The sequence below is a fragment of the Amycolatopsis sp. cmx-11-12 genome, from assembly GCF_046269425.1.
GTDB lineage: Bacteria > Actinomycetota > Actinomycetes > Mycobacteriales > Pseudonocardiaceae > Amycolatopsis.
This window is the reverse complement of record NZ_JADNQM010000002.1, coordinates 1-22393: the sequence shown is the minus strand read 5'-3', so window position 1 is coordinate 22393 and position 22393 is coordinate 1. Positions and strand designations below refer to the sequence as shown.

18 protein-coding genes are annotated in these 22393 nt (G+C 67.2%); 10 read left to right on the top strand and 8 right to left on the bottom strand.

Translation table 11 applies throughout. The annotated features are described in order from the left end of the window. Both ACLARN_RS02450 and ACLARN_RS02445 read right to left on the bottom strand, forming a co-directional pair. The gene (locus tag ACLARN_RS02450) at positions 1-213 is read right to left on the bottom strand and encodes a hypothetical protein (protein WP_409489661.1); all 213 of its coding nucleotides are present in this window, start codon (positions 211-213) and stop codon (positions 1-3) included. A 62-nt stretch (positions 214-275) separates the two neighbouring features. Beyond that, entirely contained in the window at positions 276-1514 is a 1239-nt protein-coding gene (locus ACLARN_RS02445; protein ID WP_409489660.1) for a D-alanyl-D-alanine carboxypeptidase family protein, read from the bottom strand. A gap of 43 nt (positions 1515-1557) precedes the next feature. Between ACLARN_RS02445 and ACLARN_RS02440 the strand changes: the two genes are divergently transcribed. After that, a complete protein-coding gene (locus ACLARN_RS02440) occupies positions 1558-1812 on the top strand; it encodes an SCO4848 family membrane protein (protein WP_409489659.1) in 255 nt (84 codons plus the stop codon). Between the two features lie 80 nt (positions 1813-1892). Beyond that, complete coding sequence (locus ACLARN_RS02435) at positions 1893-3311, top strand: S8 family peptidase (RefSeq protein WP_409489658.1); 1419 nt, start codon at positions 1893-1895, stop codon at positions 3309-3311. A gap of 350 nt (positions 3312-3661) precedes the next feature. Here the strand turns inward: ACLARN_RS02435 and ACLARN_RS02430 are convergent, their stop codons facing one another. Further along, positions 3662-4579 carry a hypothetical protein gene (locus ACLARN_RS02430; RefSeq protein ID WP_409489657.1) on the bottom strand — a complete coding sequence of 306 codons (918 nt, stop codon included), beginning with the start codon at positions 4577-4579 and terminating at the stop codon, positions 3662-3664. Between the two features lie 162 nt (positions 4580-4741). On the opposite strand from ACLARN_RS02430, the gene ACLARN_RS02425 reads away from it, so the two are divergent. After that, positions 4742-5959 carry a M14 family zinc carboxypeptidase gene (locus tag ACLARN_RS02425; RefSeq protein WP_409489656.1) on the top strand — a complete coding sequence of 406 codons (1218 nt, stop codon included), beginning with the start codon at positions 4742-4744 and terminating at the stop codon, positions 5957-5959. A gap of 71 nt (positions 5960-6030) precedes the next feature. Here the strand turns inward: ACLARN_RS02425 and ACLARN_RS02420 are convergent, their stop codons facing one another. The 5 genes from ACLARN_RS02420 to sdhC form a co-directional block, all read right to left on the bottom strand. Further along, positions 6031-6900, bottom strand: coding sequence for a hypothetical protein (locus ACLARN_RS02420; protein ID WP_409489655.1), 870 nt, complete (start codon positions 6898-6900; stop codon positions 6031-6033). A 251-nt stretch (positions 6901-7151) separates the two neighbouring features. After that, positions 7152-7922: a succinate dehydrogenase iron-sulfur subunit gene (locus ACLARN_RS02415; protein ID WP_400834200.1), complete on the bottom strand. Its 771-nt coding sequence runs from the start codon at positions 7920-7922 to the stop codon at positions 7152-7154. After that, on the bottom strand, positions 7922-9676 hold the full coding sequence (gene sdhA / locus ACLARN_RS02410; RefSeq protein WP_409489654.1) for a succinate dehydrogenase flavoprotein subunit: 1755 nt from the start codon (positions 9674-9676) through the stop codon (positions 7922-7924). Before sdhA ends, ACLARN_RS02415 begins: the two co-directional genes overlap by 1 nt. A 29-nt stretch (positions 9677-9705) precedes the next feature. Then, the gene (locus ACLARN_RS02405) at positions 9706-10119 is read right to left on the bottom strand and encodes a succinate dehydrogenase hydrophobic membrane anchor subunit (RefSeq protein ID WP_005165555.1); all 414 of its coding nucleotides are present in this window, start codon (positions 10117-10119) and stop codon (positions 9706-9708) included. A gap of 2 nt (positions 10120-10121) precedes the next feature. Continuing rightward, a complete protein-coding gene (gene sdhC / locus ACLARN_RS02400; RefSeq protein WP_101612306.1) occupies positions 10122-10565 on the bottom strand; it encodes a succinate dehydrogenase, cytochrome b556 subunit in 444 nt (147 codons plus the stop codon). A 578-nt stretch (positions 10566-11143) separates the two neighbouring features. Between sdhC and ACLARN_RS02395 the strand changes: the two genes are divergently transcribed. The 7 genes from ACLARN_RS02395 (at position 11144) to ACLARN_RS02365 (ending at position 22080) form a co-directional block, all read left to right on the top strand. Then, positions 11144-14608, top strand: a complete 3465-nt coding sequence (locus ACLARN_RS02395) for a glycosyl hydrolase family 95 catalytic domain-containing protein (protein ID WP_409489653.1) — start codon at positions 11144-11146, stop codon at positions 14606-14608. 643 nt (positions 14609-15251) lie between these two features. Beyond that, positions 15252-16388 (top strand): BMP family protein, encoded by a 1137-nt coding sequence (locus tag ACLARN_RS02390; protein ID WP_409489652.1) that lies wholly within the window; start codon positions 15252-15254, stop codon positions 16386-16388. A gap of 81 nt (positions 16389-16469) precedes the next feature. After that, the gene (locus tag ACLARN_RS02385) at positions 16470-18044 is read left to right on the top strand and encodes an ABC transporter ATP-binding protein (RefSeq protein WP_409489651.1); all 1575 of its coding nucleotides are present in this window, start codon (positions 16470-16472) and stop codon (positions 18042-18044) included. Then, positions 18041-19129: an ABC transporter permease gene (locus ACLARN_RS02380; RefSeq protein WP_409489650.1), complete on the top strand. Its 1089-nt coding sequence runs from the start codon at positions 18041-18043 to the stop codon at positions 19127-19129. The genes ACLARN_RS02385 and ACLARN_RS02380 overlap by 4 nt, the downstream gene beginning before the upstream one ends. Then, on the top strand, positions 19126-20400 hold the full coding sequence (locus tag ACLARN_RS02375; protein WP_409489649.1) for an ABC transporter permease: 1275 nt from the start codon (positions 19126-19128) through the stop codon (positions 20398-20400). Before ACLARN_RS02380 ends, ACLARN_RS02375 begins: the two co-directional genes overlap by 4 nt. 1 nt (position 20401) lies before the next feature. Continuing rightward, complete coding sequence (locus ACLARN_RS02370) at positions 20402-20800, top strand: cytidine deaminase (protein ID WP_409489648.1); 399 nt, start codon at positions 20402-20404, stop codon at positions 20798-20800. Continuing rightward, complete coding sequence (locus ACLARN_RS02365; RefSeq protein ID WP_409489647.1) at positions 20797-22080, top strand: thymidine phosphorylase; 1284 nt, start codon at positions 20797-20799, stop codon at positions 22078-22080. The genes ACLARN_RS02370 and ACLARN_RS02365 overlap by 4 nt, the downstream gene beginning before the upstream one ends. The last annotated feature ends 313 nt before the right edge of the window (positions 22081-22393 follow it).

Below are 22393 nucleotides of genomic sequence, written 5' to 3'. Positions count from 1 at the left end.
CTACTGGCCGGGTGGCGCGGGCTCGGCCCGCGCGGCCTTGTTCTTGCGAACGAGGCCCGCGACGAGCAGGGCCACCCCGAGCACGCCGACGACGATGCCGAGCACCGGCTGGTAGTCCTCGGCCCACATCAGCAGGACGAGCTGACGGTCGGTGTAGGTCAGCGCGACCGAGCCGAAACCGAGCAGGATGAAAAGGAACGCGAGTCTCTGCATGGAGACCGCAGAGTAGCGGCCGGAGCCGCCACTGTCCGCCGATTTCCGAATCCGGGGCTTTCCTATTCGCCTGCCATGGCTTTCTTGCGCTGGTGACCGATGACGAAACACGCCACGATGATCAGGAAGACGACCAGCGTGATGATCCAGCCGATCGTCCCGAACGGGTCTTCGGCCGCGGCGGCGGCGCCGCTGTTCGACGTGCCGTCGGCGTTCGCCGCGGCCTTGGCCGGGCCCGCGTCCACGGCGTCCGCCGGTTTGTAGTCGATCCGCCCGACCGATTCGGCCTTCGCCTCACGCAGCGCGATGCCGTAGTCGAGGAGCTTCGCGGCCTGGTCGGTGACCCGTGTCGGGCGCTGCTCGGCGCGAAGCATCACGACCGCGACCCGGTGGCCGTTCTGGAGCGCGCCACCGACGTAGGTGTGGCGCGAGTCGTCGGTGAAGCCGGTCTTTCCGCCGAGGAATCCGGGATAAACGCCGAGAAGCTTGTTGTCGTTGTAGATCGTGATGACCGGTTTTCCGCCGGTGGGCGGGATTTCGAAGCTCTTGGTCTTGACCACCTTCGCGAATTCCGGCTGCTTCATCGCGTGGTGGAAGATCAGGCTCATGTCGTAGGCCGAGGTCGACATCCCCGGGCCGTCGAGCCCGGACGGGGTCGCGGCCCGCGTGTCCGTGGCGCCGATGCGGGTGGCCAGGGCGTTCATCTTGGCGACAGTGGCGTCGACGCCGCCGAGCACGGTCGAGAGCGCGTGCGCCGCGTCGTTGCCGGAGTGCATCAGCAGCCCGTGCAGCAGTTGGTCCACTGTGTACTGACCGCCGGCGGCGATGCCGACGCAGGTGCACTCCTGCTCGGCGTCCTCCTTGGTCGGGGTGATGATCTTGCGCGGCGGCAGTTCGGTGACCACGACCAGCCCGAGCAGGGTTTTGATCAGCGACGCCGGCCGCTGGCGGGCGTGCGGATCCTTCGCCGCGATGATGTCACCGGTTTCGAGGTCCTGCAGCACCCAGGACGCGGCGGTGGATCCCTCGGGCGGGTTCAGCGCGCGCTTCGGGAGCACGAGTCCGCATTCGGCCATCCGTTCGCCGCCCACCGGGACCGGCGGGACCGGCAACGGCGCCGGCGCGACCTCGCCGGGGCGCGGCTTCTCGGAGGTGTCGATCGGTGCGGGAGGCGTCGTCTTGTTCGCGCACGGCTGCGCCTGGGCTGGTGGCTTCGGCGCGGCTGTGGCCACCGGCGTCACCGCGAGGGCGAGCACACCGGAAACGAGGACCATGAGCGACCGGGAGATAGCGCTGTGCACCCGAGCAATGTAGCGTCGCCGGGCTCGGTTCATACTCAGGGGCATGCGCATTTCGCGAGGTACTTCGATGTTCCTGCTGGGTTTCGGCGTGTGGTCGTGGATCATCTGGATCACGTTCGCCAAGAACCTCTGGGACAGCGACCGCGCCTGGGCCGCCGACGGCTCGCCCACCGCCTACTTCATCGTGCACGCGGTGCTGACGGTCGTCTCGTTCGTGCTCGGCACCATCATCGGCCTGATCGGTCTGCGCACGCTTCGTGGCGCCAAGTCACGAGGCGAGGAAAAGGCCGACGCCTGATCGGAGTTTGTCGTCCTTTTGACGGTGGCGAGCCCGGCTCTCGCTCCCTAACGTTCACTCCACCGAATCATGGAGGTTGAATGTCCCGGATCAGACGCCTGCTCGTCCCCGCGCTCGTCGCGGCGGCGGCGGGAAGTGTGTTCGCGGCCCCGTCGGCGAGCGCCGCGCCCGCGCCCGCAGCACAGTGCGACACCGCGAGCGCGCCGTTCAATTACGTGGTGCTCTACAACCCGCGTACCCCGGAGCGCAAGGTCGACACCGAGCTGCGCGCCAAGTGCGGCGAGAAGGTGGCGTACTACCCGGAGATCGGGGTCGCGGTGGCGACCTCGCGCAACGCCGACTTCCAGGCGAAGATCGGTGTCTACCGCGCCTACTCGGGCGGCCGTGACGTGGCGTTCCCGCCCGCGGCCTCGTCCCGGTCGACCCGCTCCGCCGTGGTCGACACCAAGGAAAACGAAGAGACCACCAGCGTCGCCGCCGACGAGGACCTGTCGGCCCAGCAGTGGGACATGCGGGCGATCCAGGCTCCCGAGGCGAACAAGGTCTCCGGTGGCAGCCGTTCGGTGACCGTCGGCGTGCTGGACTCGGGCATCGAGCCCACCCACCCCGGGCTGAAGAACGCGCTGGACCCGAAGGTGTCCGCCGGCTGCAACACGGGCGCGCCCGACACCACGCCCGCCGCCTGGGCGCCGACGAACTCCGACCACGGCACGCACGTCGCCGGCACGATCGCGGGCAAGGACACCGCGCGCGGCTTCACCGGCGTCGCGCCCGGCGTCAAGCTGGCGTCGGTGAAGGTCGTGAACGACGACGGCCTGATCCTCCCCGAAGCCGCCGTGTGCGGGTTCATGTGGGCGGCGAAGCACCGCTTCCCGGTCACGAACAACAGCTACTACATCGACCCGGGCATGTTCTACTGCTCGAAGGAGCCGGGCGACGCGGCCGCGTACGAGGCCGTCCGCCGCGCGGTGGTCTACTCGACCGGCCGTGGCGTGCTGAACGTCGCCGCCGCCGGCAACAGCGGCTTCGACCCGGACGAGCAGACCACCGACCCGAACCGCCCCCACCCGGTCGACGAGAGCTGCGGCATCCTGCCCAAGGCCATCGACGGCGTCGTCAACGTCTCGGCCATCGGCTACGCGGGCACGAAGTCGTCGTACAGCAACTACGGTGACGACGTTTCGGTCACCGCGCCCGGCGGCGACCGCGTCCAGCTGCCGCCCGCCGGCCAGGGCGTGGGCTGCCCGCTGTCGACGATCTTCAACGGTGCCTACGGCGCCAAGTGCGGCACCTCGATGGCGTCCCCGCACGTCGCCGGTGTCGCCGCGCTGCTGGCGTCCCGCTACCGGCACGCTCCCCCCGCGGCGCTGAGGTGGCTGCTCGAGCACCAGGCGGACACGGTTCCCTGCGGAACCGCGGCGCCGGTCTGTGAAGGCCCGGCGAAGGACAACTCGTACTACGGCCACGGCCGCGTCAACGCTCTGGACGCGGTGAAGTAGTTCGCTTTCCGTCATCGGGGCCGGTCCACCTGGTGGGCCGGCCCCGAATGCGTTCCGCTGGGAAAGGGCGGCTTGCCGAAAAGCAAGATTCGTTCGGTGATCGTCCGATCACGTGCCGGATTCTTCGGTCTTGATGGTCTCCGGGCGAGGTAAACTCGTATGGGTGAAACCCCAATGGGGTAGCTGTCGAGTGGTGCTCCAGGGACTTCGGTTAGTGTCCCTCCACCACATCGGCAGCCGATGGGGGCGACCGATCAACCTCGCGAATGGATGCACATGATGACCGGCGGTTCTGAGACGGGTGGCAACTAGCCATCGCCTGGCTCCGGCATGGAACCCGTGCCGGAGCGTCAGCCGTTGCGTGTGTAGTCGGCGACGAAGCCCATCCGCTGGCTCAACTGGGGATCGCGAGCGGAGAACTCGACGATCACGTCCTTGTGCCGCACCTTTTTCTTGAAATTACGCGCGCCCTGATTGCGTACGGTGAGGGCAGCGGGGTTCGGTACGTCGCGGAAGACGACCCGGTGGGTGAACTTGCAGACCTGCTTGTCGAAGACCACGTCGAAGTCCTCCGGCTCCGCGCCGTTCATCAGGTCCGCCGACATCTTCGGCCACCACCACTCGACGGTCACGAGGTCGCCGTCCGCGACCCGGTTTCCCAAGTGGACATAGATGTCGAGGCGGGGTTTACCGGTCTTCGAGTTCTTCCAGACCGACGTCGCCTTCGCCCGTGTGCGCTCGGACGCGCTTTCCGGTCTCGCGTGGTACGCCTTGCACGAGATCCGCCGTTTCGCCCTCGCGGTCAAAGGGGTGATTCCGTAGTAGGTCATCTTGAGCGAAACGTATCTCGGCTTGCCGTCGGACGCGGCGTTGAGGATCATGTTGCGTTTGCAGTAGACGTCGCCGTTGTTCTCGACGATGGTTTCCTGCCGCCACTCACGGAGGACGATCGGTGAATCCGTGTGCATACTGTCGGCGTAGTCGTGAAGAATATTCTCCACATTGACGAGCTTGTTGCGTTGTCGTTGCGTTCCCGCGAAGGAGACCAGCGCGGCCAAGACGAACAAGGCGCCGGCGGCGGTGGCGAAAGCCGTTCTGAGCCAGGCGATGCCGAGTACCTGGCCGAGCAGGCCGACGGTGCCCAGCATGGTGATCGCACTTCCGAAGACGCGAATGTAGCCGTGTTTGTAAACCAGTTCTTCGATTTCCGCGATCAGAGGCACGAGTCGCTGCGAAAGGATCGCGCGCAGCTCCGAACCAGCACCCATCGCCTCGCCGCCCCTCGATCACCCGGCTTGGTGACTCTCCAGGCTATCTCAGTCACACACTGTTTCCAACGGTCTTCTTGGCGTCGAAGCACCTTTCGTCGGATTCGCGACCGGTGTCGGACTCGCTACGTTGTGGACACCTTCGACAGTGGGGAGTTCACGATGTCCGTGTTCGGTCGGTTGGTTCCCGTGATGGTGGGCTTGGCGGTGCTCCCGCTCGTCAGCGCGCCCGCCGCGGTGGCGGCGCCCGTCCAGGCTTGCAGTGAGGAACCGCGAGAGCTGCCGATCAACGAGTTCACCGACTACCGGGAAATGGTCCGTGAGCTCGGCAGGCTCGAGCGCGTGAGCAAGGGGCGAGTGGCGGTCAAGGAGGTCGGGCGGTCGAACCGCGGCCGGGTGATCCACCAGGCGACCGTCGGGACCGGGCCGAAGGTCTTCGTGGTGTCCAGCGAGATCCACGGCAACGAGAAGACCGGCACCGACGCACTGCTGCGGATTCTCGACTACCTCGGCACTTCGGAGTCACGGGACGCCGAGCGGCTGCGGAAGACCATCACGTTCGTCGCCGTCCCCAAGTTGAACCCCGACGGCGCCGAACTCGACCGGCGCGGCAACGACCTTTCGTGGGCCGAAGTGCAGCGGAAGTTCCCTCAGCTCAAGGACCGGCCACCGGCCTGGAATTACCTCAGCGACGTCATCCAGGGCGACGACTACCGGAAGCGTCCCGGCTTCGACGTCAATCGAGACTTCAACCCGGACTTGAACTACGTCCCGCGTGCGGAGGACTTCCCGGGTGCGTCGGAGAAGCCGGGCTGGTTCATCACTCCTGAGGCTCGGGCGTTGCGTTCGGTGTACGTGGAGCTGACCCGGCAGCGCGGGAAGGTGCCCGACGTCTACGTCGATCTGCACCATCAGGGAGCGTGCGTCCGGCAAGAGGGCAGCAACCGGCTCCTCGACGTCGGCATCGACTACCCGCCTTTGCCCGACAAGTTCTTCGAGCCCGGCCAGAAGTACGCGAAGTACCGTGATGTGTACACAAAGGACGAATCTCGGCAACTGGCGATCAGCGGTTTCAACGGGATGACGTCACGTGGTTTCGTCGGGGCGCGGTACCCGCACACGGCCGATCGCGATCTGCCCGGCCAGGCGCGGTGTTCGTTCGCTTTGAACGGGACGGGGACGGTGCTGTTCGAGGTGCGCGGGCAGACGCAGACGCTCGGGCAGCAGCACCGGGAGCACTTCACGCGCGCTGTGATGGCCGGGCTGTACAACATGCTTCGCGACGTGAGCACGGGCGCTGTCGACTACATCGACCCGGAGGCCTTTGACCTTCTGCCGGGTACCGCGGACTCGGCTGCTGCCGCTTCTGTGCTGGAGTAGCGCTTGGGCTGGGTTTCCGTGAAGGCCTCCTTTCCTACCCTCAGGGTAGGGAAGGAGGCCTTCACGGACCGTCAGGCAGCCTCGGTGAAGCGGACATCCGGGCGAGGCCGAGAAGCGGCGACCCGCCAAGCGGTCTCCAGGTCCGCGATCACCGCGGCCGGATCGTTCAACAGCTGCGAAGGCAGCGTCTGAACGACGACGATCCCGGCAGTCGTGTACCGGGTGTTCCTGTCCACGGTCCTCCGGTATCCGGACCGGCGGAAATGAAAATCGAACGAATCTATTTCCCAAGCCAGGCCGACAGCGTCCCACCACGCGTCCGGCCGCCCCAGGTATTTCCCCGAGCAGTCGAACAGTTCTGCGTTCCAATGGCTGGGCGGCGCGGCCAGTCCCCGGCTGAGCAGCTTCGCCCGGGCCTCGGCCATGGAGCGGATGTCCACCCAATCGGTCAAGAGACGCCTGGGCACGGCCGTACCTCGTTGAGTGCCGTGATCGAGTTCCCACAGCAGGGCCTTGGGATGGCATTTGCCTTGCTGGATCGCTTCGATGAGCAGTTCTTCCGACACCAGCGGATCGGCGAGTCGCCGGACAGTGTCAGTGGTCGCACGGACCAGAGGTGCCAGAGGCACACCGTTCCGGTTCGACGGTGACGGCAGCCGCACAGTTCGTTCCGTGGTGACGAAGCCGACGCTACGGACCTTCCGATCATGCGGTATCAGCAGATGCAGACCTTGGGCATCCGGCAACGCGGATGGACGCAGTCCGTGAAGTCTGCAAGCCTCGGTGCCGGAGAGCAGCGCGTTCGCGCCCGCATAAAGAAGTGCGGCGGTGACCATCTCCGACGACGTCGGGTTCTGATCGTGCAGCAGGACGACTCCAGGTAGGAGCCTTTGCCAAGGCCCGCCCGGCAAGCAACGGGTGTAGATCGTCTTGCTGGGCATATCCAAGGATTCCAGGTCCGCGACCCGGACAACGCCATTACGGCTTCGCGCTAGCAGCAGTTCGGGATGCTGGGCCCATCTCCCCCTTTTGACCATGGGGCCAGCCTGTCCGTACTTCCGCGTGCGCGGCAGCCCCACATTCTGAACCTGTGGATAACTGGGGTCCTGTGGATAACTCCCAGAATGCCGTGAAGGCCTCCTTCCCTACCTTGAGAGTAGGGAAGGAGGCCTTCACGGACAGCGCAGAAGCGTCAGACGCGCTTGAAGAGCAGGGCGCGCTTCACTTCCTGGATCGCCTTCGTCACCTGGATGCCTCGCGGGCAGGCGTCGGTGCAGTTGAAGGTCGTCCGGCAGCGCCAGACGCCTTCGGAGTCGTTCAGGATGTCGAGACGCTCTTCGGCGCCTTCGTCACGCGAGTCGAAGATGAACCGGTGCGCGTTGACGATCGCGGCCGGGCCGAAGTACGAGCCGTCGTTCCAGTACACCGGGCACGAGGACGTGCAGCAGGCGCACAGGATGCACTTGGTCGTGTCGTCGAACCGGTCGCGGTCGGCCTGCGACTGGATCCGCTCGCGGGTGGGCTCGTTCCCGTAGGCGATCAGGTACGGCTTCACCGCACGGTAGGCCTCGAAGAACGGGTCCATGTCGACGTAAAGGTCCTTGAGCGTCGTCAGGCCCTTGATCGGCGCGATGGTGATGGTGGTCTTCTTGCCACCGGTCTCCAGCAGGTCCTTCATCAGGACCTTGCACGCCAGCCGGTTGATGCCGTTGATCTGCATCGCGTCGGAACCACAGACGCCGTGCGCGCACGAGCGACGGAACGAGAACGTCCCGTCGATGTAGTCCTTCACGTAGAAGAGCAGGTTCAGCAGTCGGTCGGTGCGCTGCGCAGGGACGTCATAGGACTCCCAGTGCGGCTCGTTGTCGACCTCGGGGTTGAACCGCAGGATCTTCAGCGTGACGGTGATCGGCGTGTGGTCGGAGGACACGGCCTCCGACTTCTCGGGGGTGGCCGTGGTCATCAGTACTTCCGCTCCATCGGTTCGTAGCGGGTGAAGGTCACCGGCTTGTAGTCCAGTCGGATGTCGGCGGACAGCTCGGCACCCTGCTTGTAGGCCATGGTGTGCCGCATGAAGTTCGTGTCGTCGCGGTTCGGGTAGTCCTCGCGCGCGTGCCCGCCGCGGGATTCCTTGCGCGCCAGGGCGCCGACGACCAGGACCTCGGCGAGTTCGAGCAGGAAGCCGAGTTCGACGGCTTCGAGGACGTCGGTGTTGTACCGCTTCCCCTTGTCCGACACGGTGATCCGCTCGTACCGCTCCTTCAGCGACTGCACGTCGGTCAGCGCCTGCTTCAGCGTGTCCTCGGTGCGGTACACCGAAGCGTGCGAGTCCATCGTCTTCTGCAGCTCGGTGCGGATGTCGGCGACGCGCTCGTCGCCGTGCTCCGAAAGCAGCAGCGACAGCTGCTCTTCGACCACGCGAGTCGGGTTCTCCGGCAGTTCGATGTGCTCGTGCGCCAGCGCGTACTCGGCGGCGGCGATGCCGGCGCGGCGGCCGAAGACGTTGATGTCGAGCAGCGAGTTGGTGCCGAGCCGGTTCGAGCCGTGCACCGAAACACACGCGACCTCACCCGCGGCGTACAGGCCGGGGATGACGTTCTCGTTGTCCCGCAACGCTTCGCCGTGGATGTTGGTCGGGATTCCGCCCATCACGTAGTGGCAGGTCGGGAACACCGGCACCGGCTCGGTGACCGGGTCGACACCCAAGTACGTCCGCGAGAACTCCATGATGTCCGGGAGTTTCGCGTTCAGCGTCTCCTCGGGGATGTGCGTGACGTCGAGGACGACGTAGTCCTTGTTCGGCCCGCAACCGCGGCCCTGCAACACTTCCTGCACCATCGACCGGGCGACGATGTCGCGCGGCGCGAGGTCCTTGATCGTGGGGGCGTAGCGCTCCATGAACCGCTCGCCGTCGGCGTTGCGGAGGATGCCGCCTTCACCGCGCACGGCCTCGGAGATGAGGATGCCGAGCCCGGCGAGACCTGTCGGGTGGAACTGGAAGAACTCCATGTCCTCCAGCGGCAGGCCCTTGCGGAAGATGATGCCGAGGCCGTCACCGGTGAGGGTGTGCGCGTTCGACGTCGTCTTGAAGATCTTGCCGGCGCCGCCGGTGGCGAACACGATCGACTTCGCCTGGAAGACGTGCAGTTCGCCGGTCGCCAGCTCGTAGGCGACGACGCCGGAAGCGGCCGGGTTGCCGTTCTCGTCCGGGGTCAGCACCAGGTCGAGCACGTAGAACTCGTTGAAGAACTCGGTGCCGTGCTTGACGCAGTTTTGGTACAGCGTCTGGAGGATCATGTGCCCGGTGCGGTCCGCGGCGTAGCAGGCGCGGCGTACCGCGGCCTTGCCGTGGTCACGGGTGTGCCCGCCGAAGCGGCGCTGGTCGATCTTGCCTTCGGGCGTCCGGTTGAACGGCAGGCCCATCTTTTCGAGGTCGAGGACCGCGTCGATGGCTTCCTTCGCCATGATCTCGGCGGCGTCCTGGTCGACCAGGTAGTCGCCGCCCTTGATCGTGTCGAAGGTGTGCCACTCCCAGTTGTCCTCTTCGACGTTCGCGAGCGCGGCGCACATGCCGCCCTGCGCCGCGCCGGTGTGCGAACGCGTCGGGTAGAGCTTGGTGAGGACCGCGGTGCGGGCGCGCTGGCCGGATTCGATGGCCGCGCGCATGCCGGCGCCACCGGCGCCGACGATCACCACGTCGTACTTGTGGAACTGCATTGAGGACTCCGCTTAACGTGTGGTGGGCGTCAGTTGGCCGAGATACCTGGGTCGAAGGTGAAGATCACCATCGTGCCGACGGCGAGGATCAGCACCATCGAGACGTAGAGGACGATCTTCAGCCAGAACCGGGTGCTGTCCTTGCGGGCGTAGTCGTCGATGATCGTGCGCAGCCCGTTGCCACCGTGGATCTCGGCGAGCCACAGCATCGACAGGTCCCAGAACTGCCAGAACGGCGAAGCCCAGCGGCCGGCGACGAAGCCCCAGTTGATGCGGTGCACGCCACCGTCGAGGATGTTCATGATGAACAGGTGGCCGAGCACCAGCACGATCAGGGCGAGGCCCGAGATGCGCATGAACAGCCAGCTGTAGAGCTCGAAGTTGCTGCGGCGGGCGGCGGCGCGCTTCGGTGCGCGCGGGCGCTCGAGTGCGAGTTCAGCCATGGTCAGTGCCCCCCGAACATAACCTCGACGGTGCGCTTCATCATGAAGAAGGCACCGGGAATCATCACCACGACCCAGATGGCCAGGATCGTCCAGAGCATCGGCTTCTGGAACTTCGGTCCCTTTTCCCAGAAGTCGACCAGCATGACCCGGATGCCGTTGAGCGCGTGGAACAGCACCGCGCCGACGAGGCCGACTTCGAGGAGATTGACCAGCGGGGTCTTGTAGGTCTCGATGACCTCGTTGTACGTGTCGGGCGACACGCGCACGAGCGCGGTGTCGAGCACGTGCACGAAGAGGAAGAAGAATGTCAGCACGCCGGTGATGCGGTGCAGCACCCAGGACCACATGCCGGGGTCGCCCCGGTAGAAGGTCCCTTGCCGGCGTGAGGCACCCGCCCGATCGCTCGCGGCCGCCTCAGAGGCGGTGCTAGCCGTGGTGGACATCGGTGAACGGCCTCCAACGTCATGGCTTTGGGCCCGCTGACCGCTGGTTTCCGCGCCTGCGCCGGGTCGCCCACCTGGGGACGGCTCCGGCGACGGTGCCGAGATCATGGTCATCGAGCGTGGATGAAAAGGATGCTAGACCCGCTCCTCACGGTGGGCTCACCTCCGGGTTCGTCTGTGTGATGGACCAGACATCACGCCCCGTCGCGGCCGACCCCGCCGGATCCGCCCCGGTTCGTCGCATCCGCCCCGGTCCCAGGTGCTCAGAGCGCCGAACATCAGATCTCTCTCAGCGGTACATCCGGAGAGGGTTCGCCAGGCTCGGCCGAATGAGTTGTCAATCCGGTGATTCGTTGACGAGGTATATGTCATATCTTACGTTCACTCCGATCAGACATCCGACCAATCGGCCGAGATCACGATGGGGTGACTATGGGCCAGTCCGCTGGTTTCCCACGACGCGACCTGCTCGGCGGCCGTCACGGGGAGTACTCCTTATCGGTGCGCTCCCCGCGACGGCGGCCGAGGCCGATGAGACCTCTGTGGACACCGGCGGATCACCCGCCGGATGCCACGGGATGAGCACCGACGCGGACTGGTCACGGTTCCTCGCCGGACAGGATCCGCGCTGGGAACGGCTGCCGCGCACCTGGTACGAGGGACCGTTCCTGGGCAACGGCTTCGTCGGCGCGCAGGTCTACCGCGACCAGGACGCGCTCAAGTTCACCGTCGACCACAGCGAATCCCAGGACCACCGGCCCGCCTTCGGCAACGAATGGGGTGTCGCGCGTCTCCCGATCGGCAAGGTCCTGCTCACACCGGTGGGTGAACTTACCGGCGCCCGGCTGCGCCTCGACCTCTGGAACGCCGAGCTCACCGGGACCGTGACCACCGACAAGGGCACCCTCGAAATCCGCGCGTTCGTGCACAGTTCGCGTGATCTCTTCGTGGTGGACGTCGCACCGAGCGCGGGAGAACGAGGCTTCGGTCTCACTTTCGCGCCGGTTCCCGCGGTGAGCCCGCGCATCGTCCGCGAGCAGCCGCCGAAGGGCTTCGAGCCCAACCCGCCGCCGGTGACCCGCGCCGAGGGCGACACCACCGTGGTCGTCCAGCCGCTCGTCGCCGGTGGGCAGAACGCGACGGCGTACCGGGTGCGCCGGGCCGGGCACGGCGGCAAGACGCTCCTTCTCTCGACGTCACACAGTCATCCGGGCACGGAGGCCGAGGGGCGGGTGCGGTCCGTCGTCGCGGGAGCGTCCACGGTGGACTCGCTGGCGAGACTGCATCGGCACTGGTGGCACGTCTTCCACCGGCGGAGCTTCCTGTCCATTCCGGACGCGAGGCTGCAGGGCTTCTACTGGATCCAGCTGTACAAACTGGCCTCGGCCGCCCGCGCCGGAGCGCCGATCATGGCGACCACCGGGCCTTGGCTGGAGCCGACGCCGTGGCCGTCGGTCTGGTACAACCTCAACGCCCAGCTCGAATACTGGCCGGTGCACGGATCCAACCATCTCGAACTCGACCCGATCCCGCGGACGATCGACGAGAACCGGCAGGTCCTCGTCGACGGTCTGCGGCCCGAGTACCGCGCCGACTCGATGGGGTTGCGGCGCAGCGCCGACGCGCGCTTCGCGGACGCCGGGTTCGTCGGCGTGCCGGGGCCGGACGCGGACGCCGAGATCGGTGACCTGCCGTGGCTGCTGCACAACGTCTGGCTGAGCTATCGCCACACCATGGACATCGGGATCCTGCGCGACGTCCTGTTCCCGGTGCTGCGCAAGGCGATGAACTACTACCTGCACTTCCTGAAACCCGGCGCCGACGGCCGCCTGCACCTGCCGCCGACGTTCTCACCGGAGTACGGCCGCGCCCCCGACTGCCACTACGACCTCGCGCTGATCAAGTGGAGCTGCCAGACCCTGCTCGACGCCGCGAAGACCTTGCGGATCGACGATCCGCTGGCGCCGAAGTGGCGCGAAGTGCTCGACAAGCTCGTCGCCTTCCCTGTCGACGAAAACGGCCTGATGGTCGGCACTGGTGTCCCGTTCGCCAAATCTCATCGCCACTACTCGCACCTCCTCGCGGCTTATCCGCTGTACCTGCTGAACGTGGACGATCCCGCGCAGGCGGAGCTGATCTCGAAGTCGCTGGCGCACTGGATCAGCTTCGAAGGAGCCTTGCGCGGGTTCAGCTTCACCGGTGCCGCTTCACTTTCCGCGGCGCTGGGACGCGGGGACGACGCGCTGAAGCACCTGCGTGAGTTCGTCACGCGGTTCGCGCAGCCCAACACGATGTACTACGAAGCGGGCCCGGTCATCGAAACGCCGTTGTCCGCGGCGCAGTCGATCCACGACATGCTGTGCCAGAGCTGGGGCGACACGATCCGGATCTTCCCCGCGGTGCCCGCCACCTGGCGCGATGTCACCTTGCACGACTTCCGCACACAGGGTGCGTTCCTGGTCAGCGCGGTGCGCAAGGCTGGGATCACGAAGTTCGTCCGCGTCCGGAGCTTGGCGGGCGAGCCGCTGAAACTCAGGCCGTCCATCCCGGGAAGGCTCGAAGTCGAGGGTGCCCGTGGCTGGCGGCAACATCCCGACGGCACCGTCACCATCGACCTCGCGCGCGGCCGCGAGGCGCTGGTCTACGCACGCGGAAGGCGCCCGGACACGACGATCGCGCCGGTGCCGGTCGGCGAACCCGCGCCGCCGTGGGGACTTCCCGCCTTGCCGCCCGCCGGTGACCTGGTCACGGTGGATCTCGCCGCGGTGCTGAACTCCGACGGCGTCACCAGCGAGTTCTACCTCGGTGACGGCGATTTCGACGGCGCGGGCAACACCTATCCCGCCGCCCAGCTGCCGCAGACCGGGCAGGTCACCGACGACGGTGCCGGAGTTCCTGTTCGTCAACGGCAGCGAGGGCACGCCGAACAACGTCGTCGGCGCGACGATCCCGGTGCCCGCCGGGAAGTACGTCACCCTTCACCTGCTCGGCGCCGCCGACACCGGCAACGCCGACACCATGCTGAAGGTGTCCTATGTGGATGGATCGGCCGAGGTTCCCCTGCGGCTCACCGGATGGCGCGGGGCGGCGGCGTTCGGCGAGAGCGAGGCCGTCGTCACGAACCAGCTGCACTCGCGGGCCGGGATCCAGTCCGTGAAGCTCGCGATCTTCCACCAGCGTGTGCCGCTCGACCCCGCGCGCGAGGTCGTGTCGGTCACGCTCCCTTCCGCCGCCACCCCGCGACCGCACGTCTTCGCGGTCACTCTCGAGAAGGGAAAGTAACCATGGAGAACCTCGACCGCCGGAAGGCGCTCATCCTGGGCGCGGGGGTGCTCGGCGCGGCCGCGCTCGGCACCGGGACGGCGCACGCGGCCACCTGGACACTCCGATGGAGCCCGGACCCGGCGAAGGACGGCCTGCGCGCGTTCGAAGGTCTGGAGGACGACCGTGCCGGGTCACATCCCGGCGTCAAGCACATCTACCCCGAAGGTGACCACTGGCGCTTCGACATGCACACGCGGGATGTCGACACGTCGACAGACCGGCAGTGCAACGAGGCGAAGGGGATGCGCGACGGCGACACGACGTACAAGATCCTGCGGGACCAGACCTGGCGGATCTCGTACCAGGCCTTCTGGCCCACCGCGCTGACCGCGACGACGGCGTTCACCCACCTGTTCCAGATGAAGGTCCCCGACGTCGGCCCGCCGCAGTGGACCCTCACGCCGCGTCAGAAGGGCGGCAAAGGGGTGCTGACCATCGCGGGCGACTCGGGCGCGGAGGCCGACCTCGCCGACTACGCGCCGTTACAGAACAAGTGGATCGACGTGTCCTGGGAGTTCAAGGCGTCGCACAGCGGCTACCTGCGCTGCGTGCTCAAGGACGGCGCCAAGACCGTCGCCGACGTCCGGAAGGTCGCGGATCTATGGCGGGACGTGCACTACCTTCGGCCGAAATGGGGCGTCTACCGCAGCCTGAACTCGTCCGGCCTGAAGAACTGCCACCAGAACATCCGCGGGCTGAAGTCCTTCCAGCTCGTGTGAGTGGCGATGAGGGTGGCGTGTCCCTGGTGGTGGAGTGGGGACATGCTCGCACTGCCCGAAGCCACCGCGGTACCCGCTGCGGGGGTGTGGTCCTCGTGACCGCAACGCGCTGACCCGGACATGTCGCGAAAGCCACTTTCGGGACATCAGACGTCGCGAAAGTGGCTTTCGCGACACGCCACCTTTGCCCTACCCCTCAAGAGAACCCTTATCGCCACTCGCTGGACGGACCCGGCAGGCCGAGGTCTCGGACGCCCCTGGTTCGCCGCCGTAACTTTCGCGGCGGGTCAGCCAAGAGCGACGTGCCCGAGCGCGGTAGCCGCCGCACGTGCTCACCGACGGTGGCGACGGCGGGTGGTCGGGCATCGCCGCGAATAGCCCCTGAACAGCGCGTGAAGGCCCTCTTCGCCCGGCTCAAACGGGGGAGGGACCTTCACGCGACTACTCCGTCGCGATCACCGTAAGTGCTCCGTTCGTCGCGCGTACGACTCATGAGTAAACGTTTGTGTTACGTAGCGTGCCTTTCCTATGGCGGCTAAGCGGCCGTTAGGTACCGTCTCTCGGTCGAACCCGGCAGTATTGCCGGGTCGTTTCTTCGGACCATCCGCTGGATCAGCGGGGAGGGAGACACACGTTGCGTCGCATGCGTGGAACCGCGCTGGCCGCCGTCACCATGGCCGGTGCACTCGCACTGGCCGGGTGCGCGAAGGATTCCGGAGCGGGGAACAACAACAACGCGAGCACGGGGGACCAGTCCGCCAGCTGCGTGACCGCGCCGAAGCCGCCCGCCGCGGCCGCCGCCTCGAGCAGCACCCAGAGCGGTGAGAAGGTCGACGGCAGCAAGCTGAAGGTCGCGCTGGCCTTCGACGTCGGCGGTCGTGGCGACGCGTCGTTCAACGACTCCGCCGCCGCCGGTACCGACAAGGCCAAGGCCGAACTCGGCGTGACCACGGTCAGCGAGAGCACCGCGGCGACGTCCGAAGACGAGGCCGCGAAGTCGCAGCGTCTCGACCAGCTCGCCGCGCAGGGCTTCAGCCCGATCATCGCGGTCGGCTTCGCCTACGCCAAGGCCGTCGGCGCCATCGCGCCGAAGTACCCGAACACCCAGTTCGCGATCGTCGACGACGACTCCGTCAAGGCCCCGAACGTCACCCCGCTGGTCTTCGCCGAGGAGCAGGGCTCGTTCCTGGCCGGTGTCGCCGCCGCCTACAAGTCGAAGAAGTGCCACGTCGGCTTCGTCGGTGGCGTCAACACGCCGCTGATCCAGAAGTTCGAGGCCGGCTTCCTTCAGGGCGTGAAGGCCGCTTCGTCCAAGGCCGTCATCGAGGACGAGTACCTCACCCCGGCCGGTGACTTCTCCGGGTTCCAGGACCCGGCGAAGGGCAACGTGAAGGCCGCGGCGCAGATCTCCAAGGGCGCGGACGTGGTCTACCACGCCGCCGGCGCCTCCGGTAAGGGCGTTTTCGAGGCCGCGAAGACCGGCAACGCGCTCGCCATCGGCGTCGACTCCGACCAGTACAACCAGAAGACGGTCGAGGCGTCGAAGGACGTCATCGTCACCTCGATGCTCAAGCGCGTCGACGTGGCGGTGTTCGACTACCTGCGCGCGCTGGCCAAGGGTGACCTGACGTCGCTGCCGAAGCGCTTCGACCTCAAGGTCGACGGCGTCGGCTACGCCACCTCCGGCGGCAAGATCGACGACATCAAGGACGTCCTCGACGGCTACAAGGCGCAGATCGTCTCCGGGGCGATCACCGTCTCGGACAAGCCGCAGAAGTAAGGTTCGTCTTGCAGCGGGGCTCGGGAGGGTAACCCCTTCCGAGCCCCACCTGTTTTGTCTCCCAGAACTGGATGGCTTTTCATGAGCGCTCCCCAGGCCGAGGTCACCGACGCCCCCGACCGGGGTGAACCGGCCGTGCAGCTGACCGGGATCACCAAACGATTCCCGGGTGTGGTGGCCAACTCCGACGTCAACCTCACCGTCGTCAAGGGCGAGGTGCACGCCGTCTGCGGCGAGAACGGCGCCGGCAAGTCCACCCTGATGAAGATCCTCTACGGCATGCAGCAGCCGGACGAGGGCAGCATCGCGATCAACGGTTCGCCGGTGAAACTGCGCAACCCGCAGGACGCCATGAAGGCCGGCATCGGGATGGTCCACCAGCACTTCATGCTGGCCGACAATCTGACCGTCGGGGAGAACGTCTTCCTCGGCGCCGAGGCGCTGCACGGCATCGGCCGCGCCGCCAAGGCGAAGCTCGCGAAACTGGCCGGGCAGGTCGGCCTGCGCGTCCCCCCGGACACGCTGCTCGAAGAACTCGGCGTCGCCGACCGCCAGCGCGTCGAGATCGTGAAGGTGCTCTACCGCGGCGCGCGGATCATCATCCTCGACGAGCCGACGGCGGTGCTCGTGCCGCAGGAGGTCGACGCGCTGTTCGAGACGGTCCGCGGCATGCAGGCCGAGGGCTTCACCTTCCTCTTCATCTCCCACAAGCTCGACGAGGTGCGAGCGATCGCCGACACGGTCACCGTGATCCGCCGCGGCACCACCGTCGGCACGGCCGATCCGAAGGCGATCACCTCGCGTCAGCTGGCCGAGATGATGGTCGGCTCGGAACTGCCCAGCCCGGAGACCCGCGAGTCCACCGTGACCGACCGGCCCGTGCTGCGCCTGGACGACGTCTGCCTGAGCGTCGAGGGTTCCGAGCGGAACGTCCTCGACCACATCACCTTCACCGTGCACGCGGGCGAGGTGCTCGGCATCGCCGGTGTCGAAGGCAACGGGCAGACCGAACTCGTCGAAACGATCATGGGCATGCGCAAGGGCGGCGGCCGGATCGAGCTCGTCGGCACCGACGGCAAGGCCGTCGAACTGCACAAACTGGGGACGCTCGCCCGTCGCGAGGCAGGCATCGGCTACATCGCCGAAGACCGCACGCGGCACAGCCTCCTGCTCACCCAGCCGTTGTGGGTCAACCGGATCCTCGGCTACCAGACGCGGAAGCCGGTCGCGAAAGGCCAGCTCCTCGACATCCTCGGCGCACGCCAGGACACCCGCCGCATCGTCGAGCAGTACGACGTCCGCACCCCGGGCATCGACGTCCCGGCCGCCGCGCTTTCGGGTGGTAACCAGCAGAAGCTGATCGTCGGCCGTGAGCTTTCCGGGAACCCGGTGCTGCTGATCGCGTCGCATCCGACGCGTGGTGTCGACGTCGGCGCGCAGGCGTTGATCTGGGAACAGATCCGCCAGGCGCGGGCGGCCGGGCTGGCCGTGCTGCTGGTGTCGGCCGACCTCGACGAGCTGATCGGGCTTTCCGACACCATCCAGGTCATGCTCCGCGGCCGGCTGGTCGGCGAGGCCGACCCCGCGACCGTGACCCCGCAGCAACTGGGCTCCGCGATGACCGGGGCTTCCGAAGACGAAGAAGGTGCACCGTGAGTTCTTGGCGCACGAGGCTCCTGCCGCCTCTGCTCGCGATCGTTTTCGCCGTCATCCTGACCGCGATCGCGCTGATCATCTCGGGCGCCGACCCGCTACAGGCGTACGGCACGATGATCGGCCAGCTGTTCAAGGGCTCGACCGCGGTCGACACGATCAACCTCGCGACGGTTTACTACCTGTCCGGTCTCGCGGTGGCCATCGGCTTCCAGATGAACCTCTTCAACATCGGTGTCGAGGGCCAGTACCGGTTCGCCGCCATCGTCACCGCCATCATCGGCGGGGCGCTGAAGCTGCCGCCGGTGATCCACGTGCTGGCGATCCTTCTCGTCGCGGTGGCCAGCGGCATGCTCTACGCGGCCATCCCGGCCGTGCTGAAGGTGACCCGCGGTGTTTCCGAGGTCATCTCGACGATCATGCTGAACGCGATCGTCGGTGGCATCGTGGCGTTCCTGGTCAACGCCGACCAGTTCGGCGTGCAGACCGGCAACAACATCGCCACCCGCGAGATCGCCGAAACCGGCCGGATCCCCGGCATCCCGATCGGCTCCGGCGAGTTGTTCGGATTCGTGATCATCGCGATCCTGATCGGCGCCGCCTACTGGTTCATGCTCAACCGGACCCGGTTCGGTTTCGAGCTGAAGGCCAGCGGTGAATCGACGACGGCGGCCGCCGCGGGCGGTGTGAACGCCAAGAAGATGACGCTGATCGCGATGCTGCTTTCCGGCGGCGTCGCCGGTCTGATCGCGATGCCGGAACTGCTCGGCCGCGATTTCACCTACGGCATCACTTCGACCCAGATGTACGGCTTCACCGGCATCGCGGTCGCCCTGCTCGGGCGTAACCACCCGGCCGGGATCGCGCTGGGCGCCCTGCTGTGGGCGTTCCTCGACCGGTCCGCCGTTTCGCTGGAGCAGATCAACGTGTCCAAGGAGATCGCGGTGATCATGCAGGGCGTGATCGTGCTGTCGGTCGTCATCGCGTACGAGATCGTGCGCCGCGCGGACCTGGCCGCCGAACAGCGACGCGTCGGTCGCGCGCTGGCGGGTAAGGGTTCCAGCGTTTCCGAAGGGGGTGCGGTGTGAGCACCGCCGACGTACTTTCGTCCAACGCGGGCGGGACGACCATGCCGGTCAAGCGGCAGAAGCGCCGTCTTCCCGGCTGGGCCAAGGGCGCCATCTGGGGTCTGCTGGCGGTCGGCGTGCTTGCGATCGCGTCGTACGCCACCGGCGTCAATACGCTGACCTCGACCAACACCGCGCACACCGCGCTGCGGCTGGCCCTGCCGATCCTGCTGTGCGCGCTCGGCGGCCTCTGGGCCGAACGCGCGGGCGTGATCAACATCGGCCTCGAAGGCATGATGATCCTCGGCACCTGGGGTGCCGCATGGGGCGCCTTTTACGGCGGTGTCTGGGCAGGGCTGCTCGCGGCGGTCGTCTTCGGTGCGCTCGGCGGCCTGCTGCACGCCGTCGCGACGGTGACCTTCAACGTCAACCACATCGTCTCCGGTGTGGCGATCAACCTGCTCGGTCTCGGCGTCGCGAAGTACCTGGCGAACCTGGTGTTCACCCCGCTTTCGGGGAACCCGCGCCAGTCGCCTCCGGTCCCGAAGTTCGACACCTATTCGGCGACGTTCCTCTCGGACTGGCTTTCGGACCTGGAGAAGATGCAGCGCGTCTTCATCTCCGACCTCGCCGGCATCCTCAATGGACTGGTCACCGAGGTCGCGCCGCTGACGATGATCGCGATCGCGCTGGTCCCGATCAGCTACCTCGTGTTGTGGCGGACGCGGTTCGGCCTGCGGCTGCGGTCCTGCGGGGAGAACCCGGTCGCGGCCGAGTCTCTCGGCGTGAAGGTCTACCTGCACAAGTACGTCGCCATGATCATCTCCGGCGGGCTCGCCGGAATGGGTGGCGCGTCGCTCGTGCTGCTCGCGGGCGGGGCGGACTACCTGGAGAACCAGACCAACAACCGCGGGTACATCGGCCTCGCGGCGATGATCTTCGGCAACTGGCGGCCGGGTGGCCTGCTCGGTGGCGCGGCGCTGTTCGGTTACGCGGACGGTCTCCAGCTCGCCGGTGGCGGCACCGCGGTGCTCGCGCTGCTGTACGGCGCGGTGATCCTGCTGGCCGTGATCGTGGCGGTGCAGCTGTTCCGCCGTCAGTGGATCGCTTCCGCGCTCGGTGTCGTCGGCGCCGGGCTGCTGTACGCGATCTACTGGACCAACGACGACCTGCCCAGCGACCTCATCCCGTACACGGCGCACTTCGTGACGCTGATCGTGCTCGCGGTCGCTTCGCAGCGGCTGCGGCCGCCCAAGGCGATCGGCGCCACCTATCGGCGAGGTGAGGACTGACATGGCGGAGTACGACTGGGAAGCGCTGCGGGCTCAAGCCGTTGAAGCGGCGAAGTCGGCGTACGCGCCTTACTCGGGTCTGCACGTCGGCGTCGCCGGTGTCGTGGACGACGGTCGGATCGTCGTCGGCTGCAACGTCGAAAACGCTTCGTACGGCTTGGGAATGTGCGCGGAATGCACGATGGCGGGGCAGCTGCGGCTGACCGGCGGCGGCAAGCTCGTCGCCGTCGCCTGCCGCAGCGGCGCCGGTGATCTGCTGATGCCGTGCGGGCGCTGCCGCCAGATCCTGTTCGAGCACGGTGGCGCGGAGTGTCTCGTGGACACCCCCAGCGGCATCCTGCCGATGTCCGCGGTGCTGCCGGACGCGTTCGGGCCCGACGACCTGCCGGAGAACAAGTGAGCGCGTTCGCCGCCGTCGACGTCATCCGGGCGAAGCGGGACGGCGGGCGGCTCACCGACGAGCAGATCGACTGGACCATCGACGCGTACACGCGCGGAGACATCGCCGAGGAACAGATGGCCGCGCTCGCGATGGCCATCTTCCTGCGCGGCATGGACTCCGGCGAGATCGCGCGCTGGACCGGCGCGATGATCGAGTCGGGGGAGCGGCTGGACCTGAAGGTCAGCCGTCCGACCATCGACAAGCATTCGACGGGCGGAGTCGGCGACAAGATCACGCTTCCGCTGGCGCCGCTCGTCGCGGCGTGCGGGGCGGCCGTGCCGCAGCTGTCCGGGCGCGGGCTCGGGCACACCGGCGGGACACTGGACAAACTGGAGTCGATCCCGGGCTGGCGTGCCGCTTTGTCGACGTCGGAGATCATCCGGCAGCTCGACGAGGTCGGCGCGGTGGTCTGCGCGGCGACCTCCGGGCTGGCGCCCGCGGACAAGAAGCTGTACGCGCTGCGGGACGTGACTTCGACGGTGGAGTCGATCCCGCTGATCGCGAGCTCGATCATGAGCAAGAAGATCGCCGAGGGCTCGGCCGGTCTCGTCCTCGACGTGAAGACCGGCTCGGGCGCGTTCATGAAGACGCTTCCGCAGGCGCGGGAACTCGCGCGGACCCTGGTGGAGATCGGGACCGCGCACGGCGTCGCGACGACGGCGCTGATCACGGACATGAACGTGCCTTTGGGACATGCCGTCGGGAACGCGATCGAGGTCGCGGAGTCGGTCGAGGTGCTGCGCGGCGGCGGTCCGGCTGACGTCGTCGAGCTGACCGTGGCTTTGGCCAGGGAGATGCTGGCGCTGGCGGGTCTGTCCGATGTGGACCCGGCCTCGGTGCTCGCTTCCGGGCAGGCGTACGAGACGTGGTGCCGGATGATCGCCGCTCAAGGTGGGGATCCGGAGGCCGCTCTGCCGCGGCCTCGGCACGTGCATGTCGTCGAGGCGCCTTCGGACGGCGTGTTGTCTTCTCTGGACGCCTACTCGGTCGGGGTCGCCGCTTGGCGGCTCGGGGCCGGGCGGGCGCGCAAGGAGGATCCGGTGCAGGCCGCGGCGGGCGTGCTGTGCCTTGCGAAGCCGGGCGACGAGGTGGCGGCCGGGCAGCCGCTGCTGGAGCTGCACACCGACACCCCGGATGCCGTCCCTTCGGCGCTCGCTGCGCTCACCGACGCCTACGCGGTCTCCGCGGAGGCCCCGGCGGCTACGCCCCTGGTCCTGGAGACCGTGCGCCCCACCTGATCGCGTTTAGCCCCCTAAACGCGACGCGCCCTCCTCCCGCGTTTCGTCCTCTGGTTGCGGTAGTTCGTACTACGCACTACCGCAACCAGGGGACGAAACGCGAGGGGCCTGAGCGCGTTTAGGGGGCTAAACGCGACGCGCTGGGGCACGAAGCGGCTGGAGCAGCGTGAAGGCCCCCTTCCCTCGGGGCGGGTTCTAGCGATCCCCGCAACACCCTGGATTTCAGGGAGTTGTGGGGATCGTGGTTTCTGAGGGGTTGAAGGCGAGGTTTTTCGATGCTCTGGACCGGGAGATGGGCAGTGTGTCGGGTGCT